This window comes from Pedobacter aquatilis (assembly GCF_030409415.1).
In the GTDB taxonomy this organism is placed as follows: Bacteria; Bacteroidota; Bacteroidia; order Sphingobacteriales; family Sphingobacteriaceae; genus Pedobacter; species Pedobacter aquatilis.
Genome location: NZ_JAUFPW010000031.1, coordinates 35,269 through 57,850, shown reverse-complemented (window position 1 = coordinate 57,850; position 22,582 = coordinate 35,269). Strand labels below are relative to the sequence as shown.

The following is a 22,582-nucleotide window of genomic DNA, read 5'->3' as shown; positions in this document are numbered from 1 at the left end:
TTGTTAGTTTCAAAATATAAGTGGCAATAAGGGTTGCTCAATTTACCCTACCGGAATAACTTTTGGATGGTGAATAATAAGACTGTGATCATTTAAATCATAAACATCGCCATCGCACATTACGTGTACAACCATGTTCTTAATTGAAACCGGTTGTCCCATTTCAACATCAGTTAAGTTGGTATCTGCCATGTTTCTTCCGTCAACCAAAATTACCATTCCAGAGCCGATTGCCTCCATAGTATGCCCGTCTGATATGAATAAGCCCGTATCTTCTCCTAAACCAATGCCTAAAATGCCTGGATTACTTGCAGCTGCATATAATAAACGACCGATTCTACCACGTTGAACAAAATGGGTATCAACAATAACATCATCAATAAAACCTAAGCCGCCAGTAATTTTTACTTCACCTTTTAGTAAAGCATCTTTACTGCTTCCCTGATAAATCATATTTTTTGAGCTTGCCGCAGCACCCGCAGAAGTACCTGCAATTACTACAGCCTCGTTCTTGTATTTTTCTAAAAGGATTTGATGAATTTTGGTGCCACCAAAAATCGAAGACAATCTTAATTGGTCTCCACCTGTAAAAATGATAACATCAGCAGCTTTGATTCTTTCGCAATTTTCTTCTGCATTTGCATCTTCACGGTTTGCAATATTTAGTACACCAAGATTGTGAACGTCTAACTGTGCGTAAGCTTTTATGTACTCTTCACCAACTTTTTCAGGCATTAAGGATGCTGTAGTGATAATTTCAAAGCGAGATTCTGCATCTTTTACAGATTCTGTAGTGATTCTTTTCAAAATCCCACGCTCAAAAAAATTCATATTTTCAGGTAGTCCAAATTGCGTTTCTGCAAAGCTTCCTGTGTTTATAGCACCACCTATTATGATGAGTTTACCTTTCGGAACCATTCTTTGTGTATTATTATTAAACGAAAAACTCAAATATATCAGCTTATGATAAAAAACACGACATTTTTTGTCAATAATATTTACTTTATTAACATAGGTTGATAGAATTTTATTCGTTGAACACCTTTTTTATGTTGAAAATAAAACAAATACAGTTTAAATTGATTTAGGTAATTGATCGCAACTAATTAAAAATAAATGCATAATTTACAATCACCAAATTTGCTCAAATAATAATTAAAAAGGCTATCTCTACTTTTTTAAACGAACTACAAAACATTAAATGAAGATATTAAATATACAAGTACTAAGAGGGCCAAATATATGGTCGATAAGCCGCAAAAAACTAATTCAGATGCGTTTGGATTTGGAAGATTTGGAACAGAGACCAACCAACACGATTGAAGGATTTAGTGAGCGAATTGAAAAACTTTTGCCAAGTATGTTCACGCACCGCTGTTCTAAAGGTGTGGAAGGTGGTTTCTTTACCCGTGTGAAGGAGGGAACATGGATGGGGCATGTTATAGAACACATTGCGCTCGAAATTCAAACCATTGCAGGTATGGAAACAGGTTTTGGTCGCACGCGTCAAACCAAAACTGAAGGCATTTACAATGTTGTTTTTACATATTTAGAAGAAAAAGTAGGCGTTTATGCTGCCGAAGCAGCTGTCAATATTGCACAAGCTTTAATAGATGATCAAGAATACGATTTAGAACACGACATCCGCCGGATGAAGGAGATTCGAGAACTAGAAGCTTTAGGTCCGAGTACAGGTTCGATTGTACAGGAAGCGGTAAGCAGAAGTATTCCTTGGATTCGATTAAACAAAAGTTCTCTTGTACAATTAGGTTATGGTAAAAATCAGGTACGCTTTCGTGCAACAATGACTGAAAAAACGAGCAGCATTGCCGTCGATATTGCCAGTAATAAGGAAGAAACCAAAAGATTATTAACAGAAGCTGCAATTCCTGTGGCTAAAGGTGTTACCATTTCAAATCCAGATGATGTAGAAGCATCAGTAGAAAAAGTGGGTTTTCCATTAGTTTTTAAACCTTTGGATGGTAACCATGGTAAAGGCGCTACTATAAATGTTAAAACCCTTGAGGATGCAAAAGCTGCCTTTGAATATGCTAAATCATATTCAAGAAGGGTTATCATCGAAAAGTTTATTACAGGTTATGATTTTAGAGTACTTGTTATAGATAATAAGGTTGTTGCTGCTGCTCAAAGAGATCCAGCCCATGTTAAAGGAAACGGAATTCATACTATTCAGGAATTAATTGATAAAGAAAATGAAGACCCACGCCGTGGCTATGGCCATGAAAATGTGTTAACAGAAATTTCTGTTGATAGAGATACCTTAGATTTGTTAGCCAAAAAGGAATATACCTTAGAAACGATTCCTGAAAAGGGCGAAATCGTTTACCTGAAATCTACAGCAAATTTAAGCACGGGTGGTACATCTATCGATGTAACCGATATTGTGCATCCGCAGAATATTTTTATTTGTGAAAGGATATCAAGAGTAATTGGATTGGATATTTGCGGAATTGATATTATGGCGCAAAACTTAACACAGCCACTTACTGAAAATGGCGGTGTTGTTTTAGAAGTTAATGCTGCGCCAGGTTTTAGAATGCATCTTGCGCCAAGCGAAGGCTTACCACGAAACGTAGCAGCTTCTGTTGTAGATATGCTTTATCCGCAAGGCAGATTATCTCAAATTCCAATCATAGCAGTTACCGGAACAAATGGTAAAACAACTACAACCAGACTTATTGCGCACATTGTAAGAAGCAATGGTAAGCGTGTAGGTTTCACAACTTCGGATGGTGTTTATGTTCACAACACCATGCTCATGAAAGGCGATACTACTGGTCCGGTTAGTGCGGAGTTTATTTTAAAAGATCCAACTGTAGAATTTGCAGTGCTTGAAACAGCTCGTGGTGGAATTTTGCGTGCTGGTTTAGGCTTTAATGCATGCGATATTGGTGTTGTTACAAATATCCAGGAAGATCATTTGGGCCTTTCTGATATTCATACACTCGACGATTTAACCAGAGTTAAGGCTGTGGTTATTGGTGCAGTAAGAAGAAAAGGTTGGGCGGTTTTAAATGCGGATAATGGCTATTGTGTTCGTATTGCCAAGGATGCCCGTTGTAATGTAGCTTATTTTAGTATGGATGAGAACAATCCGGTTATTAAAGAACATTGCCGTAAGGGTGGTGTTGCAGCAATTTACGAGAATGGTTTTATTACCATTAAAACAGGAGATTGGAAGTTAAGAGTTGATAAAGCAACTCATATTCCATTAACTTTTGGGGGTTCTGTGAATTTCATGATTCAAAACGTACTTGCAGCAACACTTGCTGCATATTTATGGGGTTATAAGCCAGAGGATATCCGTTTATCGCTAGAAACCTTTATTCCGTCAGCTGCGCACACGCCAGGTCGAATGAATGTTTTCAACTTTAAAGATTTTAAAGTTTTGGTTGATTTCGCTCACAATCCCGATGGCTTTAATGGTGTGAAAGCTTTCTTACAATCTGTTGAAGCTACTAAGCATGTTGGTATAATTTCTGGAACCGGTGATAGAAGAGATGAAGATATTATCGAAACGGCTAGAATTTCCGCTCAGATGTTTGATAAGATTTATGTTTGTCAAGAGAAATACCTACGTGGCCGCGACCAGCAGGAATTGGTTGATTTATTAGTGAAAGGCATTAAGGAAGTTGATCCTAACAAAGAAATTGTAATTAATAATAAAAGCACAGCCTGCCTTCAAAATGCAATTGATACCGCTGAAAAAGGCTCTTACATTACAATTTTAAGTAACACGATTGATAATACGATTCAAAGAGTTACAGAACACCTGGATAAAGAATTGGAAGGCTAATCGTCAAAAGCTATATAACAAGAAAGCCCCGAAATTTTCGGGGCTTTCTTGTTATATAAGAAACTCTAATTATAATTTTCTTGCTACTTCAACTTGTTCGTAAGCTTCTACAATATCACCAACTTCGATATTGTTAAAGTTTTGAATGTTTAAACCACACTCATAACCTTTAGAAACTTCTTTAACATCATCTTTGAAGCGTTTTAATGATGCAAGTTCACCAGTGTAAATTACAACACCATCTCTAACAATTCTGATTTTGCTGTTACGGGTAATCTTACCATCCAAGACCATACAACCTGCAATGGTACCAACTTTAGTAATTTTGAACGTTTCACGTATCTCAACGTTAGCCACAATTTTCTCTTCAAATTCTGGGTCTAACATACCTTCCATTGCTGATTTAATCTCGTTGATTGCATCGTAAATGATAGAATATAAACGGATATCGATTTGTTCAGCTTCTGCTAATTTACGTGCACCTGTTGATGGACGAACCTGGAAACCTATAATAATCGCATCAGAAGCTGAAGCTAATAATACATCAGATTCAGAAATCTGTCCAACACCTTTACTGATGATATTGATTTGAATCTGTTCAGTAGAAAGTTTCAATAATGAATCGGCTAATGCCTCAATTGAACCATCCACATCACCTTTAACAATGATGTTAAGTTCTTTGAAGTTACCAATCGCTAAACGACGTCCAATCTCATCGAGTGTAATGTGTTTCTGTGTACGTAAACCTTGCTCACGTTGTAACTGCATACGTTTGTTTGCAATATCACGAGCTTCACTTTCACTTTCTAATGCATTAAATCTATCTCCAGCTGTTGGTGCTCCTTGCATACCCAATACTTGAACCGGTTGCGATGGACCTGCAGAATCTACTTTAGCACCACGCTCATTCGTTAACGCTTTAACACGTCCACTATAGCTACCTGCTAAAATCGGGTCTCCAACTTTTAAAGTACCAGCCTGAACCAATACTGTAGTTACAATACCACGTCCTTTATCTAAGGCTGATTCGATTACCGTACCAGTTGCTCTTTTGCTTGGGTTAGCTTTAAGTTCTAATAATTCAGCTTCTAATAATACCTTATCTAAAAGTAAATCAACATTTAAACCACTTTTGCTTGATATTTCCTGAGACTGGTATTTACCACCCCAATCCTCAACTAAAATGTTCATTACTGACAATTGCTCGCGTACTTTATCCGCGTTAGCACCAGGCTTATCTACTTTTGTAAATGCAAATACCAATGGTACACCGGCAGCTTGCGCATGGTTTATCGCTTCTTTAGTTTGAGGCATTACCGCATCATCTGCTGCAATAACAATAATTGCAATATCGGCAGCTTTAGCACCACGGGCACGCATCGCAGTAAAGGCTTCGTGACCAGGTGTATCTAAAAACGTTACCTTTTTACCATTTGGAGTAGTTACCATGTAAGCACCAATGTGCTGTGTAATACCACCCGCCTCACCAGCAACAACATTGGCTTTACGGATATAATCCAGCAATGATGTTTTACCATGATCTACGTGACCCATAATCGTAACAACCGGAGCTCTTTCGATTAAATCTGCCTCGTTATCTTCTTCCTCAATTACATTTTCTTCATCCTCATCTGGTTTAACGAATTGAATTTCGTAACCAAATTCATCTGCAACAATAGTTAAGGTTTCAGCATCTAAACGCTGGTTAATTGAAACAAACATGCCCAGACTCATACATGTACCAATAATTTTGGTAACCTGTACATCCATCATACTTGCCAATTCATTGGCTGTAACAAATTCTGTTACTTTTAATATTTTCGATTGAGATTCAAGTTCATTTGCTGCTTCTTCTGCAGATGTAGCAACATCATCACGTTTCTGACGACGTAATTTAGCACGTTGAGCAAATTTACCAGACTTACCTGCTCCACTTAAACGAGCAAGAGTTGCCTTGATTTGATCTTGAATTTCTTTCTCAGTAGGTTCTTCTTTAGGTCCGCTTGGTGTAGCATTTCTATTTTGGAAACCTGGTCTGTTGTTGTTTCTATTTCCTTGATAAGGAGTTCCGCCTTGTCCGGCTGGTCTGTTACCTTGGTATGGAGTACCGCCCGGTCTATTACCTTGATAAGGTTGACGAGGTTGACCTGGTGCACCACCTTGACCTGCTGGGTTCTGACCCTGCTGTCCTTGGTTACCACCGTGTTGACCCTGCTGTCCTGGTGCTCCCGGAGTTTTTTTACGTTTACGCTTACGTTTAGCGGCTTCACTATCGCTAGATGATGCCACAGGACCGTTTCTTCTGTCTGGTGTTGTCGGTAATTCAATTTTACCAATAATATTCGGTCCAGAAAGTTTAACAGTACGTGCCTTTATAACTTCAGGCTCGGCATTTGTAGCAGCAGGTGCAGGCTTTTGCTCAGTTGGTTTTTGCTCTACCTTTGGTTGTTCAACAACAGGTGCAGGTTTTTCTTCAGCTTTAGCAGCAACAGGAGTTGGTGCTTCTTCTTTCTTTACCTCAACTGGTTTTTCATCAACCTTTGGTGTTTCTACAACAGGTTTTGAAGCTGTTTCTGCTTTAGGCGTTTCAACTGGCGCCTCATCCTTTTTAGCAGGACGAGTTTTTGAGTTTAAATCATTTAAATTGATTTTTCCTACAATTTTTACACCTGGTAAGTTTCCTTCTTCTACTTTTTCTTCCTGTTTAGTTACCTTTATAGGTTCTTTCGCAGTGGCAGCTGGTTGCTCTACTTTCGGTGTTTCAACCTTCTCAGGTTCAGCTTTTGGCTTTTCTACCGGAGGTACAAATGATTGAGCATTTTTTATCAAAATCTCCTCATTTTTCTCGAAATCGGTATTCTTTTTAGGTGCTTCAGCTGGCTTTTCAGTCTCAGGCTCGTCACGACGTATTTTACCAATCACTATTTGTTTGGCTTCTTCTCTTACGATCTTATCTCCCTGATACTCTTTTAATAAGGCATTATACATATCGCCCGTAAGTTTAAACATAGGGCTTTTCTCTGCCGAGAATCCCTTTTTGTTTAAAAACTCAACGGCCGTACCCATGCCTATATTAAGTTCTTTAATAGCTTTAATTAAAATGATTGGTTTGTCGTCTGACATTTAGCTCCTGTTATTTTTTATTTAATACAAAAGTAGTGTTTATTTGGTAATTACACCACTTATTCAAATTCTGACTGTAAAATCTGAACCACTTCCTTAATGGTTTCTTCTTCTAAGTCGGTGCGTTTTACCAAATCTTCTACTGTAAGTGCTAATACACTCTTAGCAGTATCGCAACCGATAGCCTTTAATTCATCGATGATCCAGCTATCAATCTCGTCTGAGAATTCTTCTAAATCAACGTCTTCATCATTTTCTTCACCTGCCTCGCGATAAACATCAATTTCGTAACCGCTTAATTTTCCGGCTAATTTGATGTTATGTCCACCACGGCCAATTGCCAATGAAACCTGATCTGGTTTTAAATAAACCGATGCATGTTTAGTTTCATCATCTAATTTAATAGAGGTAATTTTTGCCGGGCTTAAAGCACGTGTAATGTATAATGAAACATTATTTGTGAAGTTAATCACATCAATATTTTCGTTTTTCAATTCGCGAACAATACCATGAATACGAGAACCTTTCATACCCACACATGCACCTACCGGATCGATACGATCATCGTAAGATTCTACTGCAACTTTAGCACGTTCTCCTGGCTCACGAACAATTTTCTTAATGGTAATTAAACCATCAAAAATTTCCGGAACTTCTTGCTCAAATAAACGTTGCAAAAATTCTGGCGCTGTTCTCGAAATAATAATTTTTGGGTTTGCATTAATCATTTCAACTTTAGAAATTACTGCTCTAACAGAATCTCCTTTTTTGAAATAATCAGCAGGAATTTGCTCTGTTTTAGGCATTAAAAGCTCATTGCCTTCATCATCTAAAACCAAAGTTTCTTTCTTCCAGACCTGATAAACTTCACCAGTTACGATTTCGCCTACGCGGTCCTTATACTTTTTGAAAATTTCATCTTTCTCTAATTCTAAAACTTTAGAAACTAATGTTTGGCGTGCAGCTAAAATTGCTCTACGGCCAAAACTTTCTAAAGTAATTTGCTCGATGTAATCATCGCCAACTTCTAAAGTACTATCTAATTTAGAAACCTCAGCAAGCTCAATTTCTAAATCATCATCTTCAGAAAATCCATCCTCCATCACTTTTCTCGTTCTCCAGATTTCCAAATCTCCATTATCAGGATTCACAATTACATCACAGTTTTCGTCTGTTCCGTATTTTTTACGCAACATGCTACGAAAAACTTCTTCCAACACACTAATCACCGTAGGGCGATCTATATTTTTGAAATCTTTAAACTCCTGAAAAGAGTCAATTAAATTAATTGTTGTAGTACTCATTTTACTTAAATGAAATTAACACACTTGTTTCTATTATATCATTAAACGGAACAGTTGTTTCTACTGAAACCGCTTTTTTTCCTTTTTGTTTAACTGATTCTTCAATCAGCAAATCATTTTCGGTAACCGATAAAAGTTTACCTTCTTTCTTTTGCCCGTCTTTTAGTTTTATACTAACCGTACGGCCAATGTTTTTATTGTACTGGCGGATAAGTTTTAAAGGTTCGCCAACGCCAGGAGAAGAAACTTCTAAATTATAAGCCTGCTCTATTGTATTTTCCTCTTCTAGATGAAAACCAACATGCCTGCTGATTGCCACACAATCTTGAATGCTTATACCTTCATCGCCATCAACATGGATAATTAATTTGTTGTTTGGCAACATTTTCACTTCAACCAAGAATAACTCTGGCCTGTCTGCAATTTTTTCCTCTACGAGTGTTGTAACTCTCTTTTCTACCTGCATATTTTAACCTGATTTCATAGAAAAAGGGGACATTGTCCCCTTCTCTTTTCTTCGATTACGATGCAAATGTACAAATATTTTGTAAATAATCAAACTCTTAGACAGTTATTTACATTCAGTATTATCTTTTTAATGGTCGTGTAAAAGGTTTCAAGTTATGTTTAATCGTGCCTTTAAATATTTTTTCTTTATCGGCAAAAGATGTACCTAAATAAGTTTCAACGATGTATATTTTGCCCTTCGTGAAATTCTTTTCAGGTGTAAAAATAATGGAATCGCCAGCCAGGTTTAATTTTCCAGCAACCTTTTCTTCATCTTGCAAGCTATCCGTTATATTGGGAATTGAAATAACTGAAATAAGATTAGATGAGTTTAAGTTGAAATTATTTTTTGTCTGATATAAGCTTGTTTTATCAATATTTTTAATGATAATTAAATTGCTGTCAGCCGAAAACTTAATAATAGGATTATTGTTTGTGTTAGAGCAAGAAGCTATATTTATTAGCAAAAACAATAAAAACAAAAAATTAACAGGTTTAAACATTTTACTAAATTAAACATTATGAGATTAATTATCGAAGTACTTTTAATGGGGCTTGCCTTTTTTATTGGTGCAAAATTGGTGCCCGGTGTTACTATCGATGGCTTCGGAAACGCAATTATTGCCGCAATTTTAATTGCCCTAGCCAACGCAACTATTGGTTTTATTTTAAGGCTTTTAACTTTTCCTGTAAATTTTATAACATTGGGATTAATGTCGTTTATTATTACAGTATTGATGATTTTACTGGTAGATAATATGATGACAACCTTTAATACAAGTGGTTTTTTAGCCGCAGCATTTTTAGCAATTGTTGTTGCTTTAATTAAAGCAATATTTGGCGCAATTGCCGGAGAGAAGGAATAGCTGGGATGCAAGCTAGAAAATGTTTAAGAGAAGATATAAGATGGATTCCATTCTCCATCTTACATCTTCATGATTTCTCAATCATTTAAATTATCTTATCACTTCTCTAGAAATCACCATTTTTTGAATTTCTGAAGTTCCTTCGTAAATCTGTGTGATTTTGGCATCACGCATTAAGCGTTCTACATGGTATTCTTTAACAAAACCATACCCGCCATGTACTTGAACGGCTTCTACCGTAACATCCATTGCAACTTTTGAAGCATAAAGTTTAGCCATCGAACCTGCTTGCGTGTAAGGTAATCCCTGGTCTTTTAACCATGCGGCTTTGTAAACTAATAATCTTGCCGCCTCAATTTGGGTCGCCATATCAGCTAATTTAAAGGCAATCGACTGATGTTCTGAAATTGGTTTACCAAAAGATTTTCGCTCTTTAGCGTATTTTGTTGCCAACTCAAAAGCGCCTTGAGCAATTCCTAAAGCTTGAGCCGCAATTCCAATTCTACCACCTTCAAGCGTTTTCATGGCAAACTTAAAACCAAATCCATCTTCACCGATTCTGTTTTCTTTTGGTACTTTAACGTCATTAAACATTAATGAGTGCGTATCAGAGCCACGGATGCCTAATTTATTCTCTTTCGGACCAATTGTAAAACCTTCCGTGCCTTTTTCTACGATAAAAGCATTAATGCCCTTATGTTTAAGTTCTGGATGTGTTTGTGCAATTACTAAATAAGTTGATGCCGTGCTTCCATTGGTTATCCAGTTTTTAGTGCCATTTAGCAAATAGTAATCGCCTTTATCTTCGGCTGTAGTTCTTTGCGAAGTTGCATCCGAGCCAGCTTCAGGTTCTGATAAACAAAAGGCGCCTATTTTCTCACCAGATGCCAAAGGTTTAAGGTATTTTTCCTTCTGTGCTTCGCTGCCGTAAGCTTCCAATCCGTAACAAACTAAAGAATTGTTCACTGAAACCACAACAGATGCAGAAGCGTCAATTTTAGAAAGCTCTTCCATAACGAGTACATATGAAATCGCATCAAGTCCGCTTCCATTATATTTTGGGTCAACCATCATTCCTAAAAAGCCCAATTCTCCAAGTTGCTTAACTTGCGCTGTAGGAAATTTCTGGTGTTCATCTCGTTCAATAACGTCAGGCTTTAATTCTTGCTGCGCAAAATCGCGGGCAGCCTGTTGTATCATTAATTGTTCTTCACTTAATTCGAAATGCATAACATTTATGTATAAAAGGTTAGTGTATCAAATGTAACATTATTAGATTATAATACTATGGCTGCATAGTATTATTTTGAAATATTTACATTATCATTTCTTTTAGTTAGCACAATTATTAAACTTACAGTACCGAGTATAAGTGTAATTAATACCTGAGCAGAATGAATGATTGTTGCGTAAGTTAAACCTTCATAAAAAGGAATGGAGTATAAAACGAGTGCTTTTGCAACCATCCAATGAAAAATACCTATACCACCTTGAACCGGTGCAACCATAGCAAAACTGGAGAAAACAAGTGCAGTAAATGCGGCTGAAAAACCTAGATTTTGAGTTGAATGTATTGAGAAGAAACAGGTATACATAGATAGGAAGTAGAAAACCCAAATCCCGATTGTGTAAATTGTAAAAAGAGTTTTGCTTTTAACTTGGGTAACTGAGTTGAACCCTTGTTTTAATCCGACGAAAATTCTTAAAAATTTCTTATTTATTTTGCTTTTGAGCAAGCGGATAATGAAAAATCCACCAATTATCAATACAAGAACTATAACTATAAGAACGTAATAATTAATGTTTTGAAATTTATTAATCAAATTCAGATATATGGTTTGATATAGAAAATCGAATATTAAATGGTATTGAAATATCAAAATGAGCAGCCCCATAAAAAATAAAATAGCTACATCGATTAATCTTTCGGTTACAACGGTTCCAATTGAAGAACTAAGTGGGATTTTCTCCGTTCTTAATAAGACAGAACATCGCCCGATTTCCCCAAAACGTGGTAATGCCAGATTTGCAAGGTAGCCTATAATTAATGCATGGAATGTTGCCTCAAAACCAATATTATAATTTATTGATTTATAGAGCATGCGCCACCTAAGTGCTCTCAAAACATTGGCAATAAGAACACAGCTGGCAGATAAACAGACCCAGTAAAGATTTGCTTGTATAATTTCAGCCCAGATTTTTTCTAAATCTTGATCCTTAAAAGCTAAATACAGAATGCCAAATCCAATAGCTAGAAGGATTAGGTATTTTGTAGCCAACTTAAAGCTGAAATTCAAAGGCTTTATTTTAATAAATGGTTATTATCATCAGGGAAAACAAGAATCGGATTATATTTTTTGGCTTCATCTATAGGTAATGAACCGTAAGACATGATAATTAGTACATCTCCAAGTTGCGCCAATCTGGCTGTTGCACCATTTAAGCAAATAGTTCCAGTTCCACGTTCGCCTTTAATTACATAGGTTTCGAAACGAGCACCATTATTATTATTAACAATTTGCACCTTTTCATTCGCAATAATGTTAGCTGCATCCATTAAATCCTCATCAATCGTAATACTGCCTACATAATTTAATTCGGCCTGTGTAACTCTAACACGGTGTATTTTTGATTTTAATATTGTGATTACCATTTGGCAAAGTTAGTAAAGTTGGATTGAATTTAAGAAGGATAGAATTATGAATGAGAAACTGATTGAATTAGTAAATGGTATGTCGAACGAAAATGATTAAATATTTGGATGATTTAATTAGCCAATTGCAATATACCATTCAATAATTCAATCAATCAAAACTCATTCATTATCTGATAATCATATTGTCGATTAACCTGGTATTGCCAACTTTTGCAGCAACCAATGCAACTTGATTTTTTTCATCTTTTGATGCGACAGGTTCCAGAGTATCACCATTGGCAATTACAAAGTAATCTAACTCCACACCATCAATTCCTTTATAAAAATCTTTTGCTTTCTCCTGTAGTTCAGTTAGTGGGTAGTTATCATAATTAACAACAACAAATTGAAGTGATTTATTAAGCACTAAAGCATGGATTCTATCAGCGGATGATAAATGTATATTTCTACTACTCATCGCTAAGCCATCATCTTCCCGAATAATGGGGCAGGTAATAATTGTAATTGGTAAGTTAAAATGAGCCAGCATGTTTTTTATCATCAGCACCTGCTGAAAATCTTTTTGCCCAAACATGGCAACATTAGGCTCTACAGCATCAAAAAGTTTTTTTACAATTTGAGTTACGCCTTGATAATGCCCTTTTCTAAACTCGCCTTCTAACAAAAACTCAGCTTTTCCTAAATCGATGTGCCAGTTTTCATTTTCAGAAGATGGGTACATTTCAGTTACATCAGGCATAAAAACACCATTGCAGCCAGCATTATCTAACATCGCTAAATCGTGTTCAATTGGCCTCGGGTATTTTTCTAAATCCTTCGGGTCGGTAAATTGAGTTGGGTTTACAAAAATGCTGCATACAATAATATCCGCATTTCTTTGTGCAAGTTCGATTAACGAAATATGGCCATTATGCAACGCACCCATGGTAGGTACGAGTGCAATTTTTTTACCTGCTGCCTTTAAAGGTTTTAAGTATGCTTTAAGTGCGTCTTTTGTTTTAAATATTTCCAATTCGGACAATCTAAATTAAAGGCGTAAAGGTGTAAATTAATCTAAACCTAAGCAAACAAATACTTGCTATATTGATAAATAGTATTATTATTCTTATCTTTGCAGCTCATTATCTTTTATTTAACTTAATATTTTCTTAAAATATGGAGATGGCAAAAACGAAGCTGCTGATTGTTACACACGAGATGTCGCCTTTCCTCGAGCTTACTAAAATTTCTGAAATCACCCGTCAATTACCACAGGCAATGCAAGAAAAAGGATTCGAAATCCGTATTCTAATGCCAAAATTTGGTAACATCAATGAAAGAAGAAATCGTTTACACGAAGTAATACGCTTATCAGGAATGAACATCATTATTGATGACAATGATAACCCTTTAATTATTAAGGTAGCTTCTATTCCTGCGGCCCGTATGCAGGTTTACTTCTTAGATAATGAAGAGTATTTTCAGCGCAAGCAAGTATTTAGAGATGCTAGCGGTAAATTCTTTGATGATAACGATGAGCGAACAATTTTCTTCTGCAAAGGTGCATTAGAAACGGTTAAAAAATTAGGATGGGCTCCGGATATTGTTCACTGCCATGGGTGGATGAGCGCTTTGGTGCCGGCTTATATCAAAACAACTTATAAAAACGACCCGACTTTCAAAAATTCTAGAGTTGTTTATTCTGTTTATGAAGATGGCTTTACTGAAAAATTACATGCTAATTTTTCTAAAAAAGCTGTAATGGCAAACATGACTGAAGATGATACTAAAGCTTATGAAGGTGCTGATGTTAACAGCTTGCATGTTGGAGCAATAACACACTCTGATGCTGTAGTTTTAGCTGATGAAAATCTTGACGCTTCTTTGTTAAAATTTGTTAAAGATTCAAATAAGCCAACTTTAGCTTATAACTTAACCGAAAATTTTGAAAACTTCTACACTTTTTACGAAGAAGTTTCAAATGAAGAATTGGTTTCTGTAGCTTAATTAGGCATTATTATTTTTAAATATGAAATTTACAAAACAAGACTTATTAACCCTGTTGATAGGTCTTTTTCTTTTTGCATCGTGTAAAAATCCTAACGGAGTTGGTTTAGATGTTGATCCAAATTCGGCGCTGCAAGGCACATTGGTTAACGATCAATTAGTTACTTCTCAAACGGTTAGAGAGCCAGATTTAACAACATCTCAGCTATCTTCTCACCCGCTTGGGTACATGGTTGATCCAATCTTTGGAAAAACGGAATCGAGTGTTGGAATGGTAGTAGTACCTTCAGAAAATAGTTTAGATTTTACATCTGCAACATTAGATTCTGCTGTACTTGTTCTCAATTTAGGTACTCAATTTTATGGCGATACTGCAACATCTAAATATAGTATAGATGTATATCAGTTAAGTACTGCGATAACAAAATACAAATCATCTGATGCGATAGCGCATAACAGTACTTTGCTTGGGAATTTTAATAATAGAATATTCCCAAATACTAAAATTAAGGTTACAGAGGTAGTTGCAGCAGGAAAAGATACTATTAGAACAATGACTCCTCAAATCAGGATTCCATTGAATAAAGCCTTTATTCAGAGTACAATTCTGAGTTTGCCAACAACAGGTACTTCAACTAATGCTAAATTTGTTGATTACTTTAAGGGTTTATACGCAGAAATTAATAAATCATCTTCTACTGGAACTGGTGGTATTGCATTTTTAGATTTTGCAGGTACTAATTCATATTTACAGCTGGTTTACAGAAAGCCGAATACCACTAATGGTGTTGATACATTATCTAAGAATTTTGCAATTAGTCCTACTAAACTTTCAAGTATTGTTACGGCAAATATTAAGCATGATTACACCGGAACTGCAATAAAAACACAGTTGGATAATCCTACAGTTCAATATGGCGTAACCTATCTGCAGGGATTAGCTGGTGTTAGAACCAAAATTTCATTTCCAACACTTAAAAACTTTACTAGCGTTTATGGTAAGGCTGTAGTTAATAAGGCCGAACTTGTGATAGATTTAAGTGCAGGAACCTTTGCCCTTCCTTTTGTGCCGTCTCAAAGGTTATCACTATATCGTTGGGATATTGCAGAGCAAGAAGTGAATGTTCCTGATCATGATCAGTCTGGAACTTCAGCAAATGGAGCAACTTACTCTGGAGACCCGAGAGCAAAACCGGATGCTATTTTTGGAGGATATTATGACTCTTTAAAAAATCGATACATATTTAACGTTACAGCTTATGTACAAGATTTAATTGATGGTACAAAGATTGATTATGGTACATTTATCGCTCCGGAAGCTTTGGCTGGGACTTCTTTCAATGTAGGAACGAGTAGGACTTTATCGACTGCATCAAGAGCTGTAATAGGTTCGTTCGGCAATACTACAAATCGTTTGAAGCTTAATATTTATTATACAAAGATAAATTAAGCAAACTGAAACATATTTTAAGCCTCGTATGAATACATACGGGGCTTTTTTTTATCAAAAAAATAACCAGGTATTAAAACAAACGTTTGTTTATTATATTTGCCGCATATATTTATAAAAACATGTGTGGAATAGTAGGTTACATTGGTTATAGAGATGCTTGGCCAATCGTTTTAAAAGGTCTGAAAAGATTAGAATACAGAGGTTATGATAGTGCTGGTATTGCGTTAATGAATAACAGTGGCGAGCATATTTATAAAAAAGTTGGTAAAGTTGCCGCTTTAGAAGAATTTGCCGAAAATAAAGACAGATCTGGTAATATTGCTATGGGCCACACTAGGTGGGCCACACACGGTGTACCATCTGACCGTAATTCACATCCCCACACATCAAACAACGGTCAGTTATCGATCATTCACAATGGTATTATTGAGAATTATGCAACTATAAAAGAAGAACTTATCGGTCGCGGTCACGAATTTAACAGTGATACAGATACTGAGGTTTTAATTCACCTTATTGAAGAAATTCAAAAGATCGAGCAGATAGATTTATTTGAAGCAGTTAGATTAGCTTTACATGAAGTAAGCGGAGCTTATGCTATCGTTATCATGGATAAGGAAAACCCAGATCGCTTAATTGCAGCGAGAAAAGGTAGTCCAATGGTAATTGGGGTTGGGAAAGGTGAATATTTCATCGCTTCAGATGCAACACCTATTATTGAATATACTAAAAACGTTATTTACTTAAACGATAATGAAATCGCTTTAGTTACTAAAGATGATTTATTGGTAAAACACTTGGATAATGTTGTTCAAACACCTTTAATACAAGAGCTTGAGTTGAAGCTTGAAATGCTTGAAAAAGGGGGTTTTGATCATTTTATGTTAAAAGAAATTTACGAACAACCTCGTTCTATTAAAGATTGTATGCGTGGTCGTATTTATCCCGAAGAAGGAAAAGTACAACTGGGCGGCATTAAAGAGTTTGTTGAGAAGCTAAAAAATGTTGATAGGATTGTTATTGTAGCCTGCGGAACATCTTGGCATGCTGGCTTAGTTGGTGAATATTTAATTGAGGAATATGCTCGTATCCCTGTTGAGGTTGAATATGCTTCGGAATTTAGATATAGAAATCCAATTATTTCAGAAAAAGATGTGGTAATTGCAATTTCGCAATCAGGTGAAACAGCTGATACCATGGCTGCGATTGAAATGGCTAAAGAAAAAGGAGCAACAATTTTCGGCATTTGTAACGTAGCCGGAGCTTCAATTCCGAGGTTATCTCACGCTGGTGTTTACACACATGCGGGGCCTGAAATCGGTGTGGCTTCTACTAAAGCATTTACAGCACAAGTTACTGCGCTTACACTGATGGCTTTCTATATGGCTCAGCAAAAAGGTACCATTACACAATCTAAAATGATCAGTTTATTAACTGAATTAGATACTGTTCCGGAGAAAATTCAGGTTGCTTTGGAATCTAACGAACTGATTAAAGAAGTTGCAGAGAAAATTAAGGATTCGAGAAACTGCTTGTTTTTAGGTAGAGGAAGTGGTTTCCCTGTTGCTTTAGAGGGTGCTTTAAAGCTTAAGGAGATTTCTTATATTCATGCCGAAGGTTATCCTGCCGCAGAGATGAAACACGGGCCTATCGCTTTAATTGATGAAGAAATGCCAGTTGTATTTATTGCAACTCAAAATTCATCTTACGAAAAAGTTATCAGTAACATTCAGGAAGTAAAAGCACGTAAAGGAAAAGTAATTGCGATTGTAACGCAAGGCGATACAGAGGTTAAGAAAATGGCAGATTATTGTATAGAAATTCCTGATACAGATGAAGCGTTCTTGCCTTTGTTGGCTACTATTCCGCTTCAGTTGCTGTCTTATCACATTGCTGTAATGCGGGGTTGCAACGTAGATCAACCAAGAAACCTTGCAAAATCTGTTACTGTAGAGTAATTATGTTATAAAAAAAAGCTTCTTGAAATCATCAAGAAGCTTTTTTGCTTTTAAGATTGAGTTAAAAAGGCAAATCACCATTTTCATCACCTGGCCTTATCGTAAATTCATCCTCTATTTTTGATTCTGTAGGTTGCGTGTGGTTTACAGTTTGTCCGGGTTCAAAATCGCTTTTTCTGCCTAACATTGTAAAATTCTCGGCAACTATTTCGGTAACATATTTTTTTACTTTTTCCTTATCCTCGAAAGATCGGGTTCTTAACTTGCCTTCGATGTAAACCAACTTCCCTTTTTGAAGATATTTAGATGCAACTTCGGCTAAACCTCTCCACAAAACAATATTATGCCATTCTGTTTGCTCTACTCGTTTACCATCTTTGTTGTACGTTTCAGATGTGGCTAACGGAAAGCTTGCTACCGTAACACCTCCGTCTAAGTGGCGAACTTCAGGATCTTTGCCTAAATGTCCCACTAAAATAACTTTGTTAATCCCAGACATAAAATATTTTTTTGGTTAGTTTTTCAATTTAGATAAATTTTTAGCCACTTAAAAAAGGTTAGTTACTCCTTAAAAATGCTGTCAGAAAATTCGTGAATAAAATTTCTGATAACATTGGGTTTAGGTAATTCATCTAACGTATTAAAAGAAACCCAATTAAGTTCCTTTTGTTTACTAAAGTTAAATATATAATTATTTAATGCAAAAAATTGCACATGGATTATTTGATGTGTTAAAACATGTTTTTGGTAACTTAAAAAGTCTAAAGTGGCAGCCTTACCAAATGTTTCTTTAACTATTGATGTGAAATTGTCCTCATCAACCCTTGAAATAAACGAAGTTTCTATTGATGGAAAATCATACAAATGTTGCCAAACATCTCCTTTTTGCCGTTCTCGAACCAAAATTTTTCCTTCCTCAATACAAATGAAATAATTTAAAAACCGATTTTTTTTTTCGGCCTTTTGCAATTTAACCGGTAATTGATTGACCAAGTTTTTATTTAGGGCATAACAACTTAAATTTAAAGGGCAAATGGCGCAATTTGGCGATTTAGGTTTGCATTGAATGGCGCCAAACTCCATGATTGCCTGATTATACAAAGCAGGGTCAGCTGTGTAGAGCAAATTATTTGCAAGCTTAAAAAAGTCTTTTTTGCCTTTGGGAGAATTTATTGGTGTATCATTACCATAATATCTTGCTAAAACTCTAAATACATTTCCATCAACTACGGCTTTGGCTTCGCCAGATGAAAAGGAAGAAATCGCAGCTGCGGTATATTCTCCAATTCCCTTAAGTGTGATAAGTTCATTATAATTTGTCGGGAAGATTGCGTGGTAATCATTTACTATGATTCTAGCGGTAGCATGCATATTTCTCCCCCGAGAATAATAGCCTAAACCTTGCCAAAGTTGTAAAACTTTCGCTTCGGTAGCATTCGCAAAATCATTAACTGTGGGGAAATTCGATAAGAATTTATTGAAATATGGCAAACCTTGCTCAACACGGGTTTGCTGTAAAATGATTTCAGATAGCCAGATGGTATAAGCATCATTCGTGTGTCTCCACGGCAAATCTCTCTTGTTGGCTGAATACCAGTTTATGATTTCATTTTGGAATGTCATTACTGCAAATTACGGTCTAAAAATCGGTTTTAAGAAAAAGTTGCATTAGTCTGATGATAAGGCAGACAAAAAAATCATCTTTTATTTCCCTATCTCATTAAAAAGCAATACTTTTGCAACCCCAAATCAGTGATAATATTAAAATACACAATACATAATAAATAATAAAATATGACTAAGGCAGATATTATTTCAGAAATATCAACAAAAACCGGAATTGAGAAGGTTGATGTGCAGGAAACAGTTGAGGCATTCTTCAAGGTTATCAAAACCAGCATGATTGGCGGTGAAAATGTTTATGTTAGAGGCTTCGGAAGCTTTGTTGTTAAAAAGAGAGCACAAAAAACTGCTAGAAACATCTCTAAAAACACTGCAATAATTATCCCTGAACATTTCGTTCCAAGCTTTAAACCAGCAAAAGTATTTGTTGATAAAGTAAAAAGTAACTCTAAAAAAATTAAAGTAGAAGCCTAAACCATATTATTGTGAATAGTAGCATCAGATTAAAACAAACCATCATTATCGGAGCGATTTTATTGCTTGTTGCTTTCTTATTTACACGAGATATTAAAGGTTTAGTTAAACCAACAGAAGAAAATGGAAAAATGCCTGCTGCTGGTGAAATGGCAGCACAAGGTGCACCATCTACTTCTGGCTTAACAATCGAACAAACATCTGTTGCTGCTAAAAATGTAATAAACCAAAGCCTTGCTAAGGATATTACAAATTTGGAAAACAGTTACAAAGGTGCTACAGGTGCAGAAAAGGTAGAACTTGCGCAACAACTTGCCCAGAAATGGGATGATGTTGAACAAATTACACCATCGGCACTTTATTTGGAAGTTGTTGCCGAGGCAAAACCATCCGCATCAAGTTGGTTAGCATCTGGTAATAAATTTTTAAAGGCTTTTGAAAGTACACAAGATAGCTTAGCTCAGCCTGCTTTATTGCAAAAAGCTAATGTATCATTTACAAAAGCACTAGAATTAGATAAAGAGAATATTGATGCTAAAACAGGTTTGGGTGTAACAATAGTAAACGGTTTAGGAGCGCCAATGCAAGGTATTGCAATGTTGCTTGAGGTTGTTGCTAAGGAGCCTAAAAATGTCAAAGCAAATATGAATCTTGGTTTATTCTCGATTAAATCTGGTCAGTTTGATAAAGCAATTCCTCGTTTTAATACGGTGATTGCAACTGCACCAACCCCTGAGGCCTATTTTTATTTAGGTACGGCTTTAGAAAATTTAAATAAAAACAAAGAAGCTGTTGAAGCTTATTTAAAAAGCAAAAAATTAGCGGCTAACCCAACTTTATCATCTTTTATTGATAAAAAGGTTGCTGAACTAAAGAATAAAAATTAATTAACGGATTAATAAAAACATTTAAAACTTAAAATTATGCCAAGCGGTAAAAAAAGAAAAAGACATAAAATGGCTACTCACAAACGTAAAAAACGTTTAAGAAAAAACAGACATAAGAAAAAATAATTTCTTATTGATTTAGCCTGATTAAACCTCATAGTTCTACTGTGAGGTTTAAACACTTGTATATGATTTTTTCTTTCGTATAACGCTAGGGCTATATCTCTGTGTTCTTATTTACTATCCATTTGTTAATAGGCGTAAGCCTTAAATCTATAGCTGTTGGTAAAAGAATTAATTATCAATTCGACTCCTGCCGGAGTTACCATAGCTTTGATTGAAGACAAACAACTTGTTGAGCTTCATAAAGAACAAATCAATAATAACTACGCCGTAGGCGATATTTATTTAGGTCGCATTAAAAAAATAATGCCCGGCCTGAATGCTGCTTTCGTGGATGTTGGTTATGAAAAAGATGCATTTTTGCATTATTTTGATTTAGGCCCACAGGTACAATCTTTAATTAAGCTAACTAAGATCAAGCGAAATGGCTCGGTTACAGGCACATTATTAGATAATTTAAAACTCGAGGCCGATATTAATAAGGCGGGTAAGATATCTGATGTGCTTAGTAAAAATATGCTTTTGCCTGTACAAATTGCAAAAGAACCTATTTCTACTAAAGGACCGCGATTAAGTTCCGATTTATCAATTGCCGGCAGATATGTGGTACTGGTGCCATTCTCCAATACCATTTCCATATCAAAAAAAATAAAAAGTAATACCGAACGTAATCGACTAAAAAAGATTATTGAAAGTATTAAGCCTCAAAATTTTGGGGTAATTATCAGAACCGTTTCCGAAGGAAGAGGTGTTACTGAAATGCAAAAGGACCTATTAGATCTAATTGCAAAATGGGAAACATTTATTAAAAAACTTCCCACAGCCGAGCCTGCTAAACGGGTTTGGGGTGAAATGGACAGATCATCTACGTTAATTCGTGATATTCTGAACCCTGATTTTACAAACGTTTACGTTAGTACACCAGAATTGTACGATGATATTCGGTCTTACGTACACGATATTTCTCCAGAAATGGAAAAAATTGTAAAGTTGTACAAACAGAAAGAACCAATTTACGACCATTTTGGAGTAGAAAAGCAGATAAAAAATGCTTTTGGAAAAACTGTAAACTTACCAGGTGGCGCCTACTTAGTTGTAGAACACACCGAAGCACTTCACGTTATAGATGTGAATAGTGGCAACCGCACAGCCAGTAAAGAAAACCAAGAGGAAAATGCTTTACAGGTTAACAAAGAAGCGGCTAAAGAAATTGCCCGACAATTGCGCTTGCGTGATATGGGTGGTATTGTGGTAATCGATTTTATCGATATGCACAAACCAACAAACCGTAAAATACTATTCGATTATTTGCGTGAGCTGATGTTATTGGATAGAGCGAAACACACCATTTTGCCACCGAGTAAATTTGGTTTGGTTCAAATTACCAGACAACGTGTTCGTCCGGAAATGAATATTGTTACGGTAGAAAAATGTCCGGCCTGCGATGGGACTGGAGAAATTAAAGCAAGCATTGTTTTAATGGATGATATTGAAAACAACCTTAATTATATTTTACGTGAGCAAAACGAAAAAGGTATAACACTTTGTGTTCATCCTTACATCGAGGCATACATAACTAAAGGAATTTTCAATCTTCAACGCCGTTGGTTCTTTAAATATGGTCAATGGATTAAAGTTAAGGCACAATCTGCCTATTACTTAACAGAATTTCATTTTATTTCTTCGAAGGATGAAGAGATAAAACTTTAACACAAAATACATTTTACAAAAAGCCTGGTTTATCAAAATCAGGCTTTTTGCTTTTTATAGATTTAGGTAATTCCTCAACTTGTTTAAAAAAATTA

At 35.8% G+C, this 22,582-nt stretch carries 19 protein-coding genes; 8 read left to right on the top strand and 11 right to left on the bottom strand.

Going from position 1 to position 22,582, the window contains the following annotated elements; translation table 11 throughout:
* Positions 1–42 precede the first annotated feature (42 nt).
* The gene (locus tag QWY86_RS13600; RefSeq protein WP_290242880.1) at positions 43–951 is read right to left on the bottom strand and encodes a cyanophycinase; all 909 of its coding nucleotides are present in this window, start codon (positions 949–951) and stop codon (positions 43–45) included.
* A gap of 250 nt (positions 952–1,201) precedes the next feature.
* On the opposite strand from QWY86_RS13600, the gene cphA reads away from it, so the two are divergent.
* Positions 1,202–3,817, top strand: a complete 2,616-nt coding sequence (cphA, locus tag QWY86_RS13595; RefSeq protein WP_290242879.1) for a cyanophycin synthetase — start codon at positions 1,202–1,204, stop codon at positions 3,815–3,817.
* A 69-nt stretch (positions 3,818–3,886) separates the two neighbouring features.
* Here the strand turns inward: cphA and infB are convergent, their stop codons facing one another.
* The 4 genes from infB to QWY86_RS13575 all read right to left on the bottom strand — a co-directional run bounded on the left by infB (position 3,887) and on the right by QWY86_RS13575 (position 9,032).
* Positions 3,887–6,940 (bottom strand): translation initiation factor IF-2, encoded by a 3,054-nt coding sequence (gene infB / locus QWY86_RS13590; RefSeq protein WP_290242878.1) that lies wholly within the window; start codon positions 6,938–6,940, stop codon positions 3,887–3,889.
* A gap of 59 nt (positions 6,941–6,999) precedes the next feature.
* The gene (gene nusA, locus QWY86_RS13585; protein WP_290242877.1) at positions 7,000–8,244 is read right to left on the bottom strand and encodes a transcription termination factor NusA; all 1,245 of its coding nucleotides are present in this window, start codon (positions 8,242–8,244) and stop codon (positions 7,000–7,002) included.
* A gap of 1 nt (position 8,245) precedes the next feature.
* A complete protein-coding gene (gene rimP, locus QWY86_RS13580) occupies positions 8,246–8,710 on the bottom strand; it encodes a ribosome assembly cofactor RimP (RefSeq protein ID WP_290242875.1) in 465 nt (154 codons plus the stop codon).
* Between the two features lie 121 nt (positions 8,711–8,831).
* Positions 8,832–9,032, bottom strand: a complete 201-nt coding sequence (locus QWY86_RS13575) for a hypothetical protein (RefSeq protein WP_290242874.1) — start codon at positions 9,030–9,032, stop codon at positions 8,832–8,834.
* A 240-nt stretch (positions 9,033–9,272) separates the two neighbouring features.
* Between QWY86_RS13575 and QWY86_RS13570 the strand changes: the two genes are divergently transcribed.
* Entirely contained in the window at positions 9,273–9,617 is a 345-nt protein-coding gene (locus tag QWY86_RS13570; protein ID WP_290242872.1) for a phage holin family protein, read from the top strand.
* A 90-nt stretch (positions 9,618–9,707) separates the two neighbouring features.
* Here the strand turns inward: QWY86_RS13570 and QWY86_RS13565 are convergent, their stop codons facing one another.
* The 4 genes from QWY86_RS13565 to panC all read right to left on the bottom strand — a co-directional run bounded on the left by QWY86_RS13565 (position 9,708) and on the right by panC (position 13,285).
* Positions 9,708–10,847, bottom strand: a complete 1,140-nt coding sequence (locus QWY86_RS13565) for an acyl-CoA dehydrogenase (RefSeq protein ID WP_290242871.1) — start codon at positions 10,845–10,847, stop codon at positions 9,708–9,710.
* Positions 10,848–10,918: 71 nt separating this feature from the next.
* Positions 10,919–11,914: a lysylphosphatidylglycerol synthase transmembrane domain-containing protein gene (locus QWY86_RS13560; protein WP_290242870.1), complete on the bottom strand. Its 996-nt coding sequence runs from the start codon at positions 11,912–11,914 to the stop codon at positions 10,919–10,921.
* A gap of 5 nt (positions 11,915–11,919) precedes the next feature.
* Positions 11,920–12,270 carry an aspartate 1-decarboxylase gene (gene panD, locus QWY86_RS13555; RefSeq protein ID WP_047800032.1) on the bottom strand — a complete coding sequence of 117 codons (351 nt, stop codon included), beginning with the start codon at positions 12,268–12,270 and terminating at the stop codon, positions 11,920–11,922.
* A gap of 169 nt (positions 12,271–12,439) precedes the next feature.
* A complete protein-coding gene (panC, locus tag QWY86_RS13550) occupies positions 12,440–13,285 on the bottom strand; it encodes a pantoate--beta-alanine ligase (RefSeq protein WP_290242869.1) in 846 nt (281 codons plus the stop codon).
* A 149-nt stretch (positions 13,286–13,434) separates the two neighbouring features.
* Here panC and QWY86_RS13545 point away from each other — a divergent pair, with 149 nt between their 5' ends.
* The 3 genes from QWY86_RS13545 to glmS all read left to right on the top strand — a co-directional run bounded on the left by QWY86_RS13545 (position 13,435) and on the right by glmS (position 17,670).
* Positions 13,435–14,259 (top strand): glycogen/starch synthase, encoded by an 825-nt coding sequence (locus QWY86_RS13545; RefSeq protein ID WP_290242867.1) that lies wholly within the window; start codon positions 13,435–13,437, stop codon positions 14,257–14,259.
* Between the two features lie 22 nt (positions 14,260–14,281).
* Positions 14,282–15,709, top strand: a complete 1,428-nt coding sequence (locus QWY86_RS13540) for a DUF4270 family protein (RefSeq protein WP_290242866.1) — start codon at positions 14,282–14,284, stop codon at positions 15,707–15,709.
* A gap of 122 nt (positions 15,710–15,831) precedes the next feature.
* Positions 15,832–17,670: a glutamine--fructose-6-phosphate transaminase (isomerizing) gene (glmS, locus tag QWY86_RS13535; protein ID WP_290242865.1), complete on the top strand. Its 1,839-nt coding sequence runs from the start codon at positions 15,832–15,834 to the stop codon at positions 17,668–17,670.
* A gap of 61 nt (positions 17,671–17,731) precedes the next feature.
* Here the strand turns inward: glmS and QWY86_RS13530 are convergent, their stop codons facing one another.
* The gene (locus tag QWY86_RS13530; RefSeq protein ID WP_290242864.1) at positions 17,732–18,169 is read right to left on the bottom strand and encodes a single-stranded DNA-binding protein; all 438 of its coding nucleotides are present in this window, start codon (positions 18,167–18,169) and stop codon (positions 17,732–17,734) included.
* 62 nt (positions 18,170–18,231) lie between these two features.
* Positions 18,232–19,293 (bottom strand): A/G-specific adenine glycosylase, encoded by a 1,062-nt coding sequence (mutY, locus tag QWY86_RS13525; RefSeq protein WP_290242863.1) that lies wholly within the window; start codon positions 19,291–19,293, stop codon positions 18,232–18,234.
* A gap of 171 nt (positions 19,294–19,464) precedes the next feature.
* Between mutY and QWY86_RS13520 the strand changes: the two genes are divergently transcribed.
* The 3 genes from QWY86_RS13520 to QWY86_RS13510 all read left to right on the top strand — a co-directional run bounded on the left by QWY86_RS13520 (position 19,465) and on the right by QWY86_RS13510 (position 22,487).
* A complete protein-coding gene (locus tag QWY86_RS13520) occupies positions 19,465–19,767 on the top strand; it encodes an HU family DNA-binding protein (protein WP_055909222.1) in 303 nt (100 codons plus the stop codon).
* 11 nt (positions 19,768–19,778) lie between these two features.
* A complete protein-coding gene (locus QWY86_RS13515; protein WP_290242862.1) occupies positions 19,779–20,654 on the top strand; it encodes a tetratricopeptide repeat protein in 876 nt (291 codons plus the stop codon).
* Positions 20,655–20,936: 282 nt separating this feature from the next.
* A complete protein-coding gene (locus QWY86_RS13510) occupies positions 20,937–22,487 on the top strand; it encodes an Rne/Rng family ribonuclease (RefSeq protein ID WP_290242861.1) in 1,551 nt (516 codons plus the stop codon).
* Positions 22,488–22,582: the final 95 nt, after the last annotated feature.

Excerpts from the sequence above, each read along its gene's own strand:
- cphA (WP_290242879.1), top strand. The coding sequence starts at position 1,202 with ATGAAGATATTAAATATACAAGTACTAAGAGGGCCAAATATATGGTCG.
- infB (WP_290242878.1), bottom strand. The coding sequence starts at position 6,940 with ATGTCAGACGACAAACCAATCATTTTAATTAAAGCTATTAAAGAACTT.
- nusA (WP_290242877.1), bottom strand. The coding sequence starts at position 8,244 with ATGAGTACTACAACAATTAATTTAATTGACTCTTTTCAGGAGTTTAAA.
- rimP (WP_290242875.1), bottom strand. The coding sequence starts at position 8,710 with ATGCAGGTAGAAAAGAGAGTTACAACACTCGTAGAGGAAAAAATTGCA.
- QWY86_RS13570 (WP_290242872.1), top strand. The coding sequence starts at position 9,273 with ATGAGATTAATTATCGAAGTACTTTTAATGGGGCTTGCCTTTTTTATT.
- QWY86_RS13565 (WP_290242871.1), bottom strand. The coding sequence starts at position 10,847 with ATGCATTTCGAATTAAGTGAAGAACAATTAATGATACAACAGGCTGCC.
- panD (WP_047800032.1), bottom strand. The coding sequence starts at position 12,270 with ATGGTAATCACAATATTAAAATCAAAAATACACCGTGTTAGAGTTACA.
- QWY86_RS13545 (WP_290242867.1), top strand. The coding sequence starts at position 13,435 with ATGGCAAAAACGAAGCTGCTGATTGTTACACACGAGATGTCGCCTTTC.
- QWY86_RS13540 (WP_290242866.1), top strand. The coding sequence starts at position 14,282 with ATGAAATTTACAAAACAAGACTTATTAACCCTGTTGATAGGTCTTTTT.
- glmS (WP_290242865.1), top strand. The coding sequence starts at position 15,832 with ATGTGTGGAATAGTAGGTTACATTGGTTATAGAGATGCTTGGCCAATC.
- QWY86_RS13530 (WP_290242864.1), bottom strand. The coding sequence starts at position 18,169 with ATGTCTGGGATTAACAAAGTTATTTTAGTGGGACATTTAGGCAAAGAT.
- mutY (WP_290242863.1), bottom strand. The coding sequence starts at position 19,293 with ATGACATTCCAAAATGAAATCATAAACTGGTATTCAGCCAACAAGAGA.
- QWY86_RS13520 (WP_055909222.1), top strand. The coding sequence starts at position 19,465 with ATGACTAAGGCAGATATTATTTCAGAAATATCAACAAAAACCGGAATT.